Consider the following 15,736-nt stretch of genomic DNA (forward strand, 5'->3'; position numbering starts at 1 on the left):
ACTGGGGCAGCTTTTTTGTTTTTGTCATTCTGTACGCAGCTAAGAATCTTTATAGCTACCAACGCTCGTTTCTAATAGGTGATGAGTACCCCGCGGTATCGTTGCTGAGAAGGATTTTTCAGCCGACTAAGCAATACAACCAGCACACACCTTACAATAGCCCTTTACCCTTTGTTCATTTATTTATCATAAAATTCATTTTACAAACAATGCTTTCCGGCTGCGGTTATCTTTACCATAGAATTTATCATCATATCTGAAATAAAATGGGAAAAACAACATTTAAATTTGGCGAATTAGAGGTGAAACGTTTAGGTTATGGCGCAATGCAATTAACTGGTAATGGCGTTTTTGGTGAAGTAGAAGACCGCGAAAATGCTATAACTGTTTTACGCGAAGCTGTTGCAAATGGCGTTAACTTTATCGACACTGCCGAAGCTTACGGACCTAAATTTAACGAATCGCTTATTGCTGATGCCTTATCGCCTTTTCAAAAGGATCTTTTTATTGCCACCAAAGGTGGTTTTGACCGGCCAGGACCAAACAACTGGGTACCTAACGGAGCGCCTGAAAAAATCAGACAGGATATTGAAGGAAGTTTGCAGCGTTTAAAAGTAGATAGCATCGATTTATGGCAGCTGCACCGCATTGATCCTAATGTGGAAGTAGCTAAAACCCTGGCACCTGTAATAGAGGCTGTAAAAGAAGGAAAAATAAAAAGCGTGGGTTTGTCAGAAGTGACCATCGATCAGATTAAGCAGGTGCAGGATATTCTGCCGGTTGTTTCTGTTCAAAATCTTTATAATCTGGGCAATAGACAGTGGGAAAGTGTTTTAGATTTTACTGCCGAACAAGGTCTGGCTTTTATCCCATGGTTTCCATTGGCATCGGGTCCTCATAAACTCGAAGATAAAATTAAAGCCATTGCCGAAAAGCATAAGGCTACAACCGCACAGATTGCTTTGGCCTGGTTGTTAAAAAGATCACCGAATATTCTTTTAATCCCCGGAACAAAATCTGTTGACCATTTAAAAGAAAACTTAAAAGCCACAGAAATAGAATTAACTGAAGAAGAATTTGAAAGTTTAGCGAAATAAGAATTTGCCATTTAGTTGCCGTCATTTCGAGCGAAGTGCAACGCAGGCGAAAAATCTGTCTAGATCTCTCCATTTCGCTTCGCCCTTTTCTGGTCTTGGCATCTCGCTAAGACCTTCTTTTGCTGCAATTAATTTTTTGCCACAGATGCACGGAGAAAACCGAAAATTCCACTCAATCGTTATTTCTGGCGGAAAGATATACCGCGGGCAATCTTAAAACGATCTCTACCGACGATGACAAAATTGCTTGTCACAAAAATAGGGGCAACTTGTCTATTAAAATGATGAAATTCAATTAGTTCCTGATATTCATACATAAATCACATATTTTAATCATTTATTAAAAATATTGTAGGATATTTAATCATGAAAAAAGTTTTCCTAACCACCATCATTTTATTTTCCATTATTTTTCAAAAAGCCATGGCACAGAATAAATCCGAAAATGTACCTGCTGTTTTAAACCATATCGCTGTTTACGTTGCCGATTTAAACAAAGCCACAACCTTTTACGAAAGTGTTTTCAACCTTAAAATTATTCCTGAACCTTTTAAAGATAACCGCCATACCTGGTTTACTTTAGGCCCTGCCGGACAATTACACTTAATCCAGGGCGCAAAAGGCAACGAAACTTTCGATAAAAATGGTCATTTATGTTTCAGCGTGCCATCGGTTGATGAGTTTGTGAAAAAACTCAATGCAAAAAATATCAGCTTTGAAGACTGGGCCGGCAAGGAAAAAGGCGTTACCCTACGTGTTGATGGCGTAAAGCAAATTTACTTTAAAGACCCCGACGGTCATTGGCTTGAAGTAAACGATGCGAAGTAAATTTTTTAGTACTTCTTAACTTTGTTTGTTTTCATCACTTATCTTTAGTGTTTTAGCCCTGTACACCTATGAAAATCTCTAGCTTTAAGCATTTTTTTACCCTTCTTTTAGTTATTGGATTAGCGCGGCAATCAAATGCCCAGAATGAAAAGGCTGAGGCAGATTTTAAAATCGTAATGGAAAAATACAGTGCTGTTGGTGCCTCAGTGGCTGTAGTAAAACAGGGAAAGATTATTTATACTCATTCGTTTGGCTTAAAAAATCTTGAAAACAAGCAGCCTTTAAGCGATCGCGACATTTTCAGGATTGCCTCTATCTCGAAATCTTTTTCTGCTACATCCATCATGCAATTGGTAGAAGCAGGTAAAATTCATTTGGATGATGATTTCGGAGACCTGGTGGGTTTTAAAATCAGGAACCCCAAATTTCCCGATCAGAAAATCACCTTAAAAATGGCCTTGTCGCATACTTCCAGCTTAAACGATTCGCAGGGATATTTAAATCTGGATGTGATCAATCCGGATAAAAACCCAGATTGGGCCAAATGTTATAACGATTACCTGCCGGGAAGCAAATTTGATTACTGTAACCTCAATTTTAACCTGATTGGTACCATCATAGAAAAAAAATCAGGTGAGCGTTTCGATAATTATGTAAAAAACCATGTAATTAAACCTTTAGGACTTTATGCGGGATATTGTGTGGATTCGCTGGATAGTACGCGTTTCGTAAATTTATACGAATATCATGCCGACACGAAATCTTATACGCCTGCACCAATGGCTTACGCACCGCGGCGCACAGAAATTGCAAACTACGTAATGGGTTACAGCACGCCAATTTTTTCACCAACAGGGGGAATGAAAATCTCTGCAACCGATCTTGCAAAATACATGATTATGCACATGAATTACGGCACTGCAAATGGCGTAAAAATTATAAGCAAAAAAAGCGCTAAGCAAATGCAAACCGCTTTAACGGATGATGAAGGTTATGGTTTCGCCATTAGAACGGCCGATAACTTTATTCCGGGTGTTAAGCTAAAGGGCCATACCGGTTCTGCTTATGGCTTATATAGCACCATGTTTTTTAATCCGAAAGAAAAATTGGGATTTGTGATCATTACCAACGGCATAAATGCTACTTATACTGATGGTTTTCCCGATTTTAGCCGGGCAGCAATCAACAGCTTATACCAGTCGTTTTTTAAATAATAATTACAGCAAATTTGCCAGGCCATTCTTATGGAAGAAGACAGTTAAGGTTTTAATACCTGCTTTTGGATGATTTACACTATTTCCCTTCACCTTTTGGTCAAAAACATTTTCAACCGGTGGTAAATCAATTAAATGTGTACAATCGGTAATGATCTCATTAACTGCTTCCGATTTTTCGTTTTTATTAATTTTGTAGTCCATATTTCTGATTATTGATTCACAAACCTTTGGTAGGTACTTCCGGATTTAATTTTTTCCATCATTAAATATTCTTTCAGGATGGAAAATTCCATACTTTGAATAGCTTTAACAACAGATTTCAGTTTTTCACCTGTAACACCCAATCGTGCGGCCCAATAATTACGGTCTTGTTCGTCTGCGATTTCGATAAATTCTTTCCTCGCATTCATCGAATTTAGTTGATATTCCATTTTTATGAATTTTTGGTTAGTAATATTGAGGAAACATCAGTAAATCAGATTTGGTTTTGCAGTTTTGTCAGTAAATTCTCAGATAATTGAACATGATTCTTAAATATTAAAAACCAAGTCGAAGAAGCAGGGCTGGTTGGCATTTAAATCTGTTAAAATCGTATTTTAGATTGTCTGTTTTCAACGGTTTAGCTAGCGCCAAAAATAGTAACATTTCCTTTACAAAACATTTGCTTTTCTGGTGGAGTCTGTTTATTATTGTAATGTAATATAATTTTTACAATGCTAAATCATTCCCTAACCGGCGCTCCGAGTCTATCCCCGCGTCGAAAATTTTATCAGGATAATCGTTTTGTATTATCTATCTGGGTATTTATTACCCTGATTTTTGTAATCGACTCGTGGATAACGCATCGATATAATAATTACCTCATTTTTGAAAATACATTTAGAAACCTCCTTCACGAAAGATCATTATATGCCCATTACCCAAGTTACCATGAAGATACCAATCATTACGGACCGGTTTTTAGTGTGTTAATTGCTCCGTTTGCACTGTTTCACAATTGGGTAGGCCTGTTGTTATGGAATTTATTCAATTGTTTTTTACTCTTTAAAGCCATACAAACGCTGCCCTTAACTGAAGATAAAAAAGTGCTGATCGGGTATATTGCAATCCCCTGTTTAATAGAATCGATGCTTAACCAGCAATTTAATGCCGGCGCAGGTGCCTTAATCATATTAAGTTATACGCTTCTGCATAAAGATAAGGGCATATGGTCTGCGCTTTGCATTTTACTCGGCACATTTATCAAACTGTATGGTGTGGTTGGCCTGGTTTTTTTCTTTTTCGCAAAGAAAAAGCCTCAGTTTATATTATGGCTAATCATGTGGTCGCTAATCATATTCTTATTGCCCATGTTGTTTGCCTCACCTCATTTTGTGGCCCATTGTTATGTAGATTGGAAAAACTCGCTGGTTGGGAAAAATATGCTAAACGTTTTGGGCGGGGGAATCGATATTTCTATTATGGGCTTTTTCAGGCAGCTTTTAGATGAGCCCGCAATATCAAATTCTCTTTTTATTGCACTTGGCTCCCTGGTATTTATGCTGCCTTTTAAGCGCATTGCTAATTTTGAAAAACAAAAATTCCAGCTGATGATTTTATCTTCGGTATTATTATTTCCGGTGTTGTTTAGTACAGGTGCTGAAGATTGTACTTTTATTATCTCAATTGTTGGAGTAGGCTTATGGTATGTAAAAGAAAGTAATAAAGCCATGAAAAAGGTATTGTTGCCTGTTTTACTTTTCATCACCTGTAATTTTCCCTTATTGTTATTCCCGGCCTTTGCCAAATCGCATCCGCTGTCACTTGCCATCATCAGTTTTCCTTATTTTCTGGTTTGGCTCAGGGTTATTTATAATGCTACAAAAAGTAGGTTCGCCTACGCAGAAGAAACAGAGCCCGAAATGGTTACTGCGTTAATAGATTAAGTTTAAATTTTTATTTTTTTAAGGTTTTAATGTCCGCTTGTAAAATCGGATGTTAAAACCTTTTTTGTTATCAGGCTGTTTTATAGCAATCTAATCAAAAATAATTATGGATAATAAACAAAAAAACGGCATTGCTGATCGCGGTAGGATCAACATTAACGAGGGTTATGAGCTTGATTATTGGTCTGACAAATTTGGTGTGAGTAAAGATAAATTAAAGGCAGCAGTGCAAACAGTTGGCACATCGGTCAACAAAGTAGAAGATTTTTTAAAAAAGTAAAATATCAATTATGAGTCTGGAAAAATACGTTGCCAAGCGCGACTTCTCAAAAACAGCAGAACCTAAATCAGGCAAAAGCAGCGATCGGAATAAGTTACACTTTGTGATTCAAAAGCACGATGCGTCGCGTCTGCACTACGATTTCAGACTCGAAATGGAAGGTGTTTTGAAAAGCTGGGCTGTACCCAAAGGTCCTTCTACCGATCCGAAAACCAAGCGTTTGGCCATGATGGTTGAAGATCATCCTTATGATTACAAAGATTTTGAAGGGATTATCCCGAAAGGAGAATATGGCGGCGGAACTGTAATTGTTTGGGATGAAGGCACTTATGAGCCGATTGAAACCATTAAAGGGAAAAAGGCACAGGAAAAACACCTGTTAAAGCAGCTAAAAGAAGGGTCTTTAAAAATTAAACTGAACGGGGAAAAACTTCATGGCGAATTTGCTTTGGTTAAAACTCATGGCATGGGCGAAAATGGCTGGTTGCTGATCAAACATAAAGATGATTACGCTTCAACCAAAGATATTACTAAGGAAGATAAATCGGTACTTTCTGGAAAAACCATCGAAAAGATGGAAAAAATACCCGACAAAGTCTGGAAAGAAGGAAAAGAGCAAAAAATAAAGCCCGAAAAAAAAAATCCTGAACCAAAAGTTAAAAAAGAAACAAAACCTGTAGGAGATGATAAAAAGATAGATGTTAAAGCCATCTTAAAAAAAGCGCCAAAATCGGCCATTCCAAAAAACATCAAACCTATGCTGGCTACCCTGGTGGATGAGCCTTTTGATGATCCGGGCTGGCAATATGAAGTAAAATGGGACGGGTACCGTGCGCTGGCTTTTATCAATAAAGGAAAAGCAGAACTCTTTTCGAGGAACAATAAATCATTTAACGAAAAATTTTATCCCATTTACGACTTGCTTAATGAATGGAAAATTAATGCCGTTTTGGATGGAGAAATTTTAGTGTTGAATGATAAAGGGATTTCTAATTTTGGATCCTTACAAAACTGGAGAAGTGAGGCAGATGGGGAACTTGTTTTTTATGTATTCGATATCCTTTGGTATGAAGGTAAAAACCTGATGGAACTTCCCCTTGATGAACGCCAGGCCATTTTAAATGATGTGTTGCCTACTAACGATGATCGTGTGCGTTTAGGAAAAGTTTTCAAAGCCAGTGGTGTCGATTTTTTTGATGCGGCGCAGAGAATGGGTTTGGAAGGAATCATCGCCAAGAAAACCGATAGTACCTATGCTACCGACCGGAGATCGAAAGAGTGGTTAAAAATTAAAGTGCACAAACGCCAGGAGGTGGTAATTGCGGGTTTTACCAAAAATGAAGACACCTCAAAATCTTTCAGTTCGCTCTTGCTGGGTGTATATGAAAAAGAAAAACTGCAATATGTGGGTAAAGTTGGAACCGGTTTTTCTGATAAGCTTCAAAAAACAATGATGGAACAGTTTAAGCCGATTATTGTTGATAAAAGCCCGTTCGAAAGCATTCCTGATGTCAATAAACCTTCGCGTTTCAGGCCAAATCCGCCAAAGGCAAAAGCCACCTGGTTAAAACCCGAGCTGGTATGCGAAGTAGCTTTTACCGAAGTTACTGAAGATGGTGTTTTTCGCCATCCGTCTTTTCAGGGCATGCGGGAGGATAAAAAAGCCAAAGAAGTAGTCCGCGAAGAAGAAACCTCTACAGAAAAGATTATTGATGAGGTTAAAGAAAAAGAAGAGCATACCGATGCCATAAAACCACCAAAGGGAAAACAACCTAAAACCTTATTAAATCCAAAAGATGAAACGCAGGTAAGAAAAATAAAAGGCCATGAACTGAAATTTACCAACCTCAGTAAAGTGTACTGGCCTGAAGATAAGGTAACCAAAAGGGATATGTTTAATTATTATTACCAGGTTGCCGAATATATTTTGCCTTATCTTAAAGACCGTCCGCAATCGCTTAACCGTTTTCCGGGAGGCATCCACGGACCAAGTTTTTACCAGAAAGACGTAAAAGGAAAGGCACCGGACTGGGCTGAGACTTTCCCTTATGAAAACGGCGATGGAGAAAAAAAGGAATATTTGGTGGGTACTGATGAAGCTTCCTTATTGTGGATGGCCAGCCTGGGTTGTATCGAAATAAATCCCTGGTTTAGCCGTGTGCAACATCCAGACAATCCCGATTATTGCGTAATCGACCTTGATCCCGATAAACATTCTTTCGATCAGGTGGTTGAAGCTGCGCTTGAAACCAAAAAAGTGTTGGATGCCATTGATGTGCCCAGTTATTGTAAAACGTCGGGCTCAACGGGTATGCACATTTACATTCCCTTAAATGCCAAATACGATTACGATCAGAGCCAGATGTTTGCTAAAATAATTGTAAATCTGGTACATAAACAAATTCCTGATTACACTTCTTTAGAACGGATGATAGCCGCCAGAAAAGGAAAAATGTACCTCGATTTTTTACAGAACAGGCCCGGGGCAACCATCGCCGGTCCTTACTCTTTGAGACCGAAACCAGGAGCTACTGTTTCCATGCCTTTGCATTGGGATGAAGTAAAACCAGGGTTAAAAATGAAAGACTTTAATATTTTTAATGCCATTGAACGCTTAAAAGTGGAAGGTGATTTATTTAAAGGGGTGCTGGGCAAGGGTATAGACTTAAAAAAAGCCATAAATAAAGCAAAAAGTGTTTTTGGATAAAGATGAATGATCTTTTCGCGCTTTCATTATATTTGAAAAAAATTAAAAAATGATAGCACACCACGTTTTATTCTGGCTTAAAGCCGATACCACCGAAGAGCAAAAAGTTGCTTTTCGCAATAGCTTACAAACATTAGAAAACATTGAAGTTGTTAAAACTTTTCATATTGGCGTACCGGCACCGATTGAGCGTGCTGTGGTAGATACCACTTATACTTTTAGCCTGATTTTATTCTTTCAAGACCTGGCTGCACATGATGTTTACCAGGTTCATCCGTTGCATAAAGCATTTTTAGATGAATTCAGGGTTTATTTTGATAAAGTGGTGATTTACGACGCAGAATAATACCAAATACCTCCATTAAAATGGGGGCATTTTTTTTATGGGTTTATATAATTAATTTTATTATTTGGAATTATTCTAAATAATATGATATTTGCTAAAACTATCGTTGATTATAAAATTCAGTCTCATGTGTAAAACAACAGTTCTTGCTCAAAATGCAAACATCACTATTGCTCAGTGCAATAATTGCAAAGTTTTAAATATTTGGCGTTCAGGCGTGCTAATGAACTTTTCTTTTGAGCAATTTGATGCTTTTTATGTGGCCACCAAAAAACTCGATTTTGACGATTATCTGGAAAACAGGCCAGATGGAAGACAGGTGGTTATTTTATCTACACCCTTTCCTGATATCAGTTTGGTATTTACCAGAGAAGAATGGAACGAGTTTTTTGCAAAGATTGACGAAGCTTTATACATGAAACGTGTTTACGAATTGATGTATTGCTAATTAAAACTACAATTGTGTATCTTTGATACTTATTTATAAGTAATTTATGATACTACAAAACCAAAATGTTTCAGATTGCGTAAATCAGTTAAACCGCAATCTCATGGAAAAAAACGCTACAATCATTAAAAGGGCATCTATTAATGTGAATGTTTTAGATAGCATTAAAATCGGCGATTTATTGGCTGATGAATATGGTAAATCAGGTAAGGTTTGTGAAATTGAAAAAGTAAACCGTCACGGCGAATACCATTATTACTTTAAATTACTCAAATCGGGCACTATACTGATTATTCTTTAATTCTTTTCTGAGGTTAACAAATTGGCTATATTAGTGTGATGAGAAAATATCTTTTAACGCTTGGCTGTGCATTGTTAATTAATCAGGTTGTTTTGGCTCAGGCCATAAAAGGAAATTACGCCATTAAAAATGTGCTTACAGGCATGTTGTTGCGGGTTAAAGATGCCAGTGGTAAAAATGGAACACCTTTGGTAGCTTACAATCCGCAGAACTGGAAATGCATGACCTGGAATTTTATTGCTGTTGAGGGAAACACCTATCAGTTAAAGAACCTCTTTACTGGGAAAACTTTTCAACCTAAACCTGCTGAGGGAGTTTTAGAAGAACAACCTTTAACCCTGGGCGGTGCCAACCAGCAATACGAATTTGAATCTGTTGGAAAAGACATTTACCTCATTAAACTTAAAGGAACCGATCTTTACATTACACCAGAAGATAAAAAAGGAACTACCAATTCTGCCATTATCCTGGCCAAAAAAATAAAAACCAGGGAGCAGCAATGGACGATATACGGACAGGCACCAACCATGTAGATAAAAACTCAGGATTACCGGTTTAACAATTTGAAATACAGTTTATCTTCGAATACGTATATTAGGATGTTCCATTCTCAATATCATTATGCCAGATAACAACGATCATTTCTATGCTAACCTGCCCGTAAATAAAATTCCTTTACATCAGTTATTGGTTAAAAATCATTTATTTAAAGGAATACCTGCAGATTGGCATGTAATCATCACTGATATTAAAAGTTCTACAGCCGCCGTTAATGCTGGTTTACATGAAAATGTAAACCTTATTGCAACCGGCAGTATTGTAGCCGTGCTTAATATCGCATTTAAGGCCAATATTACGGTGCCATTTTTCTTTGGAGGAGACGGGGCAACCTTTATCATTCCTCCGGGTATTGTAGATGAGGTAATGAAATCCCTGTTAAAATACAAAGATAATACCCTCGAAAATTTCAGTCTCGATTTGAGGGTAGGCATTATACCGGTTGAGGAGATTTACGCCCGCAACCATAGCCTGCAGATCAGCAGGTTTAGCAGTTCTGAAACATTTTCAATCCCCATTATTTTAGGTGATGGCTTAGCTTATGCTGAGAAAATGATCAAAGGCGATGATTATCTGTTATCAGGTCATGATACCGCCAACGATGAAATAGATTTAAGTGGAATGCAATGCCGCTGGGATAAAATTGAACCGCCAGAGAATAGCGAAGAAATTGTAACCCTGATTGTAATTGCCCGCGATTACAGGCAGCAGGCAGAGGTATTTAGTAAAGTGATTCGTCACCTCGATCAGATTTATGGCACACCCGAAAAGCGTCAGCCGATTTCGGTTTCTAAACTGATTTTCAGGACGAGTTTTAACAGCCTGGGCAAAGAAATGAAACACCGCTTAGGTAAAATTAAATTTGTTGAACTCATTAAATCATGGTTCATCAACATTTATGGATATATCTATTTCCGGACGGAGAGCGGAAAAAATTACCTTAAACAGCTCGTAGCCATGTCTGATACCCTGGTGATGGACGGCCGCATCAATACCGTAATTACCGGAACAGAAAAACAGCGTTTAACCTTGCAAAAAGCATTAAACGTACTGGAGGGCAAAGATGAAATTCTATATGCACTTTATGTAAGCGGCGAATCGATTATGTCTTGTTACGTAAGGGATTTGGATGACGATCATATTCATTTTGTTGATGGGGCAGAAGGAGGTTACACCCAGGCCGCCGGAATTCTGAAGCAAAAAATACGCGAAAAAATGAAAAATACTGATAACATTTAACCACCACCCAAACATTTAGGGCAGCCACTTGTATCTTATATACCTAAAATATTACAAAAGGTAAATCACGATAAGCATTTTAATCTTCAAATATCCATGGGCCGTCATTCTTCCAGAGCTTTAAGTAGCGATCAATTGTTAAATGTTCTTGCTTTATCAAAAGATGCAACAGCCATTTATACCTCTGAAGATATTGTAATTGAAATGGCCAACGACGCCATGATTGCCTTTTGGGGCAAAGACCGCTCTGTTATCGGAAAACCTTTGGAAGAAGCTGTGCCGGAACTAAAAGGACAGCCTTTTATCAATATGCTCAAAAATGTGCTGTTAACAGGAATCACCGATCAGGGAGATGCCATTGCGGCCGAAACCATGAAAGACGGTCAGTTACATACTGCTTATTATAGTTACGAATACAAGGCGATAAAAGACGAATCAGGTTTGCCATACTGCATTTTACATACAGCAAGCGATGTCAGCGATATGGTTCTCGCCCGAAAAATTATTAAAGAAAATGAGCTGCAGCGCGAAGCACTGGAAGAAGAGCAGTTAATGATCAGTATTAAAGAAGACCAGCAGAAACACGATTTTATCAGTATGGTGAGTCATGAGTTAAAAACACCACTCACTTCCATTAGCGCTTACGTTCAACTGATGCAGAATAAGCCGTTATCAGATGGCTTTTTAATCACCACGCTTGATAAGGTTCAAAAGCAGATTCGCAAGATGACCACCATGATTGGTTCGTTTTTAAACGTATCACGTCTTGAATCAGGAAAAATTCAACTCATCAAATCTGATTTTGACCTTGATAAACTCATTTGTGATGTTGTGGAAGACGCCCGTTTGATCGATTCTTCCTATGAGATCAATTTTATTGAAGGTGAGTCTAAAATGGTTCATGCGGATAAGGAAAAAATGAGTTCTGTTATTGCAAATCTAATCAGCAATGCAATGAAATACTCGGCGCAGGGCAGCACCATTCAGGTCGAATCAGAAGTTATAGAAAACCGGGTAAATGTACGTGTAACCGATAATGGGATCGGGATTCAGAAGCAGGATTTAGCAAGGCTTTTCGATCGTTTTTACCGGGTAGAAAATCAACAGACCAAAAGCATTTCAGGCTTTGGTATCGGTTTATACCTCAGCGCAGAAATTATTAACCGCCATAACGGCAAAATTTGGGTAGAAAGTGAGTACTCCAAAGGATCAACCTTCCATTTTGATATCCCCCTGGTATCTCCAGCCTGATTAATATTCAAATAATAAACACAATCTTAAATGCTCAATTGTTATTGATAAATGAGCATTTTATCTATAAACCCTGTAAACGGGGCAATCATAAAAAACTATCAGGAAGATTCGGAAGACCTGATCAATCAGAAAATTGATCTGGTACATCAGGCATGGTTAAATTACAAAGAGACGGATTTTGATAGCCGTGCCAGGCTCTTAACAGAAGTTTCGAAACTTTTAACCGAACGTAAAGATCAACTGGCTGAACTGATGGCTTTAGAAATGGGTAAACCCTTAAAAGCCGGAGTTGCCGAAGTTCTTAAATGCGCCTCAGTTTGCGAATATTATGCTAAAAACGGCGCAGAATTTTTAGCAGATCAAACCATAAAAACAAGTGCGTCTAAGAGCTATGTGAGTTTTCAGCCAATCGGTGTAGTATTGGCTATCATGCCGTGGAATTTTCCTTTCTGGCAGGTATTTCGCTTTCTGGCTCCTGCATTAATGGCGGGTAATTGCGGTGTGTTAAAACATTCATCTGGTGTTACAGGCTGCGCCATCGAAATCGAAAAAATAATTGAAGATGCTGGTTTTCCGTCTAATGTTTTTAAAACGCTGATTTGCAGCAGTAACGCCATTTCGAAAGTAATCGAAAATCCTTACATCAAAGCCGTAACCCTCACCGGTAGTACTGAGGCAGGTAAAAAAGTAGCCGGACAGGCAGGTAATTTGATTAAAAAAACGGTTTTGGAACTTGGTGGAAGCGATCCTTATGTGGTTCTGGAAGATGCCGATTTAGAGAAAGCCGCAAAAATATGCGCTGAAGCCAGGTTAATCAATAACGGACAAAGTTGTATTGCTGCAAAACGTTTTATCGTGGTAAAATCGGTAGAAGAGCAGTTTACCAGACTTTTTAAAGCCGAAATGGAAAATAAAAAAACTGGCGATCCATTGCAGGATGATACAGACCTGGGCCCGATGGCCAGGGCAGAGCTCCGTGACGAATTGCATCAGCAGGTTTTGAAAAGTATCGGACAGGGCGCCAAATGTATTCTGGGTGGCGAAATTCCGGACATGGAAGGTGCACATGCCTATTATCAGCCCACTATACTAACTGACGTTAAAAAAGGCATACTGGCATACGATGAGGAAATATTCGGTCCTGTTGCTGCCATTATAATCGCAAAAGATACCAAAGATGCCATCCGCATGGCTAACGATACCAATTTTGGATTAGGTGCAGCCGTTTTTACCGAAAATGCAGCACTGGCAGAAGATATTGCCCGAAATAAACTCGCAGCAGGCTCTTGTTTTGTAAACGAGGGTGTTAAATCAGATCCCGCATTGCCTTTTGGAGGTATCAATCAATCTGGCTATGGCCGCGAATTAGGCATGTTCGGTATCCACGAATTTGTGAATATTAAAACCGTCTACATCAAATAATAATAACCTATATGAAAGCAGTTAGAATCCATGAGTTTGGCGGATCGGAAGTATTATCTATAGATGAAATTCCTGTACCTCAGCCAGCACCCGATGAAGTATTAATTAAAGTGCATGCCACCAGCGTAAATCCGGTTGACTGGAAAATCAGAGAAGGACAAAGGAAAGAGAAATTCCCGGCAAAATTACCTTTAACCCTCGGGTGGGATGTTTCTGGTACAATTGAAGATTTAGGTGAAAAAGTAAGTGCCTTTAGGAAGGGAGATGAAGTGTATGGCAGGCCAGATCCGACAAAAAATGGCGCTTATGCCGAGTACATTGTGGTAAAAGCAAACATCATTAGTATTAAACCTGCCAGCATTGGGCATACTGAAGCAGCGGCCGTACCTTTGGCAGGTTTAACGGCCTGGCAAGGATTATTCGATCATGGTTTGTTAAAAGCCGGACAAAAGGTATTGATCCATGCAGCAGCAGGTGGAGTAGGAACCTATGCCGTACAATTTGCGAAATGGAAGGGCGCACATGTAATTGGTACCGCATCAAACGCCAATGCCGATTTTTTGAAACGCTTGGGCGTGGATGAAGTAATCGATTATAAAATGGAAGACTTTGAGAAAGTTTTAAGCGATGTTGACCTGGTTTTAGATACGATAGGCGGAGAAACCCAGCTAAAATCACTAAACGTACTAAAAGCAGGAGGAAGGATAATTACCACATTAATGCCAGAGTTTATAACAGAAGCAAAAGCGAAAAACGTTCACATTATTGGTTTTACCGCTCAATCAATTCCAGGGCAATTGACTGAAATTGCTACGCTTATCGATTCGGGTAAGGTTAAGCCTGTTATCGAAAAAGTTTTACCTTTTACCAGTGCAAAACAGGCTCAAACCGAAAGTGAGCAAGGGCACACAAGAGGGAAAATTGTATTGCAGGTAATTTAGAAGATCAAGTCCTCCTGAATTTTTCAGGAGGACAATAAAAAATAAACTCTCTGCTCTTTGCGCCTATCTCTATGCTTAAAAACAAGTTTACTCCAGATAAATATCCCTGCTAAAATCGTTCTCCGCAACATCAGCTGATTGTGGCTGGATAATTACAAACTTAATTACATTATATTCTGATTTTATTTTGTCCCTAAGCCTGTCAATGGCATTGGTTAAATCGGTGGTATTTAATTCTGCTTTAAATGTCAGGATCAGTACCAGCAATACTTCCTTTGGCGATTGATATTGAGATAAAATACTCGTTACTGTAATCACATCCTGATCATTTTCTGCCAGTTCCTTAATTTTTTGCTGGGTTTCGGAAGTTAAACCTTCACCCATTAATAAACTACGACTTTCCCTCGCCAGTATAAAAGATACAAAAATTAACAGTGTACCTACCAGAACAGAAGCCAGTCCGTCTAAAAACGGCAGATTTAAGTTATGGCTCAGTACCATAAATATAAATACGATCAGCAATCCTAAAACAGCTGCTCCATCTTCAAAAAGCACTAAAAAGCCTGATGGATCTTTACTTTTAATAATCGCTTTCCACCAGGGCAAACCTTTGCGTGTTTTATTAAACTCTTTCATCGCGATGATTAAAGAGGCGCCTTCGAATAGGAATGATAAACCCAGTACCACATAATTCCATGTGGGGTTTCCCAAAATTTCAGGGTGACGGATGTGTGCAATGCCTTGTGAAATAGAGACCACACCACCTAAACCAAAAATCATGATCGATACAATAAATGACCAGAAATACAGCTCTTTACCATAGCCAAAAGGCCGCGATTTGTCTGGTGGTTTTACACTTCTTTTTAATCCATAAAGTAATAAAAGTTGGTTACTGGTATCAACTGTAGAGTGGATGCCTTCGGCAATCATTGACGAGCTGTTGGTAAAAGCCCCTGCAATAAATTTGGTTACTGCAATTAATAAATTGGCCGCTAATGCGCTGTAAATAGAATTGTTGGCTCTTGCCATAGTTTAAGAAACGAAAAGGATTCATTTCTTAAACGGTTTTAATCTGATTTGGTTTTGAAAAGTACAAACGAACAGGATCGTCATTTCTATCGCGTCGAAGAAATCTTTGATAAGTTCAAAGATTTCTCCATTTTGCGATGCTCT

The 15,736-nt window shown here is 38.5% G+C and carries 17 protein-coding genes; 14 read left to right on the forward strand and 3 right to left on the reverse strand.

Annotation, left to right across the window (positions count from 1 at the left end):
• Window positions 1-266 precede the first annotated feature (266 nt).
• From ACTJKC_RS19945 to ACTJKC_RS19955, 3 genes are all read left to right on the forward strand, one after another.
• Window positions 267-1,097 carry an aldo/keto reductase gene (locus tag ACTJKC_RS19945; RefSeq protein ID WP_440794666.1) on the forward strand — a complete coding sequence of 277 codons (831 nt, stop codon included), beginning with the start codon at window positions 267-269 and terminating at the stop codon, window positions 1,095-1,097.
• A 366-nt stretch (window positions 1,098-1,463) separates the two neighbouring features.
• On the forward strand, window positions 1,464-1,925 hold the full coding sequence (locus tag ACTJKC_RS19950; protein WP_440794668.1) for a VOC family protein: 462 nt from the start codon (window positions 1,464-1,466) through the stop codon (window positions 1,923-1,925).
• Window positions 1,926-2,101: 176 nt separating this feature from the next.
• Complete coding sequence (locus tag ACTJKC_RS19955) at window positions 2,102-3,139, forward strand: serine hydrolase domain-containing protein (RefSeq protein WP_440794670.1); 1,038 nt, start codon at window positions 2,102-2,104, stop codon at window positions 3,137-3,139.
• A gap of 3 nt (window positions 3,140-3,142) precedes the next feature.
• Here the strand turns inward: ACTJKC_RS19955 and ACTJKC_RS19960 are convergent, their stop codons facing one another.
• Complete coding sequence (locus tag ACTJKC_RS19960; RefSeq protein ID WP_440794672.1) at window positions 3,143-3,343, reverse strand: hypothetical protein; 201 nt, start codon at window positions 3,341-3,343, stop codon at window positions 3,143-3,145.
• An 8-nt stretch (window positions 3,344-3,351) separates the two neighbouring features.
• A complete protein-coding gene (locus ACTJKC_RS19965; protein WP_440794674.1) occupies window positions 3,352-3,573 on the reverse strand; it encodes a DUF3606 domain-containing protein in 222 nt (73 codons plus the stop codon).
• A gap of 282 nt (window positions 3,574-3,855) precedes the next feature.
• Here ACTJKC_RS19965 and ACTJKC_RS19970 point away from each other — a divergent pair, with 282 nt between their 5' ends.
• The 11 genes from ACTJKC_RS19970 to ACTJKC_RS20020 all read left to right on the forward strand — a co-directional run bounded on the left by ACTJKC_RS19970 (window position 3,856) and on the right by ACTJKC_RS20020 (window position 14,563).
• Window positions 3,856-5,067: a glycosyltransferase family 87 protein gene (locus tag ACTJKC_RS19970; protein ID WP_440794676.1), complete on the forward strand. Its 1,212-nt coding sequence runs from the start codon at window positions 3,856-3,858 to the stop codon at window positions 5,065-5,067.
• Window positions 5,068-5,173: 106 nt separating this feature from the next.
• Entirely contained in the window at window positions 5,174-5,347 is a 174-nt protein-coding gene (locus tag ACTJKC_RS19975) for a DUF3606 domain-containing protein (protein ID WP_440794678.1), read from the forward strand.
• A gap of 10 nt (window positions 5,348-5,357) precedes the next feature.
• Window positions 5,358-8,054 (forward strand): DNA ligase D, encoded by a 2,697-nt coding sequence (gene ligD / locus ACTJKC_RS19980; protein WP_440794680.1) that lies wholly within the window; start codon window positions 5,358-5,360, stop codon window positions 8,052-8,054.
• A 49-nt stretch (window positions 8,055-8,103) separates the two neighbouring features.
• Window positions 8,104-8,400 carry a Dabb family protein gene (locus tag ACTJKC_RS19985; RefSeq protein WP_440794682.1) on the forward strand — a complete coding sequence of 99 codons (297 nt, stop codon included), beginning with the start codon at window positions 8,104-8,106 and terminating at the stop codon, window positions 8,398-8,400.
• Window positions 8,401-8,527: 127 nt separating this feature from the next.
• Window positions 8,528-8,848, forward strand: a complete 321-nt coding sequence (locus tag ACTJKC_RS19990) for a hypothetical protein (RefSeq protein ID WP_440794684.1) — start codon at window positions 8,528-8,530, stop codon at window positions 8,846-8,848.
• A 103-nt stretch (window positions 8,849-8,951) separates the two neighbouring features.
• On the forward strand, window positions 8,952-9,149 hold the full coding sequence (locus ACTJKC_RS19995) for a hypothetical protein (RefSeq protein ID WP_344854048.1): 198 nt from the start codon (window positions 8,952-8,954) through the stop codon (window positions 9,147-9,149).
• A gap of 38 nt (window positions 9,150-9,187) precedes the next feature.
• Window positions 9,188-9,682, forward strand: coding sequence for an RICIN domain-containing protein (locus ACTJKC_RS20000; RefSeq protein WP_440794686.1), 495 nt, complete (start codon window positions 9,188-9,190; stop codon window positions 9,680-9,682).
• A gap of 88 nt (window positions 9,683-9,770) precedes the next feature.
• Window positions 9,771-10,946, forward strand: a complete 1,176-nt coding sequence (locus ACTJKC_RS20005) for a DUF3095 domain-containing protein (RefSeq protein WP_440794688.1) — start codon at window positions 9,771-9,773, stop codon at window positions 10,944-10,946.
• Between the two features lie 96 nt (window positions 10,947-11,042).
• Window positions 11,043-12,197 (forward strand): ATP-binding protein, encoded by a 1,155-nt coding sequence (locus ACTJKC_RS20010; protein ID WP_440794690.1) that lies wholly within the window; start codon window positions 11,043-11,045, stop codon window positions 12,195-12,197.
• Between the two features lie 51 nt (window positions 12,198-12,248).
• The gene (locus ACTJKC_RS20015) at window positions 12,249-13,622 is read left to right on the forward strand and encodes an NAD-dependent succinate-semialdehyde dehydrogenase (protein ID WP_440794692.1); all 1,374 of its coding nucleotides are present in this window, start codon (window positions 12,249-12,251) and stop codon (window positions 13,620-13,622) included.
• Window positions 13,623-13,633: 11 nt separating this feature from the next.
• The gene (locus ACTJKC_RS20020) at window positions 13,634-14,563 is read left to right on the forward strand and encodes an NADP-dependent oxidoreductase (protein WP_440794694.1); all 930 of its coding nucleotides are present in this window, start codon (window positions 13,634-13,636) and stop codon (window positions 14,561-14,563) included.
• A gap of 87 nt (window positions 14,564-14,650) precedes the next feature.
• On the opposite strand, the gene ACTJKC_RS20025 is transcribed toward ACTJKC_RS20020, so the two are convergent.
• The gene (locus ACTJKC_RS20025; RefSeq protein ID WP_440794696.1) at window positions 14,651-15,592 is read right to left on the reverse strand and encodes a cation diffusion facilitator family transporter; all 942 of its coding nucleotides are present in this window, start codon (window positions 15,590-15,592) and stop codon (window positions 14,651-14,653) included.
• Window positions 15,593-15,736: the final 144 nt, after the last annotated feature.

Source organism: Pedobacter sp. 22226 (assembly GCF_052045455.1).
In the GTDB taxonomy this organism is placed as follows: domain Bacteria; phylum Bacteroidota; class Bacteroidia; order Sphingobacteriales; family Sphingobacteriaceae; genus Pedobacter; species Pedobacter jeongneungensis.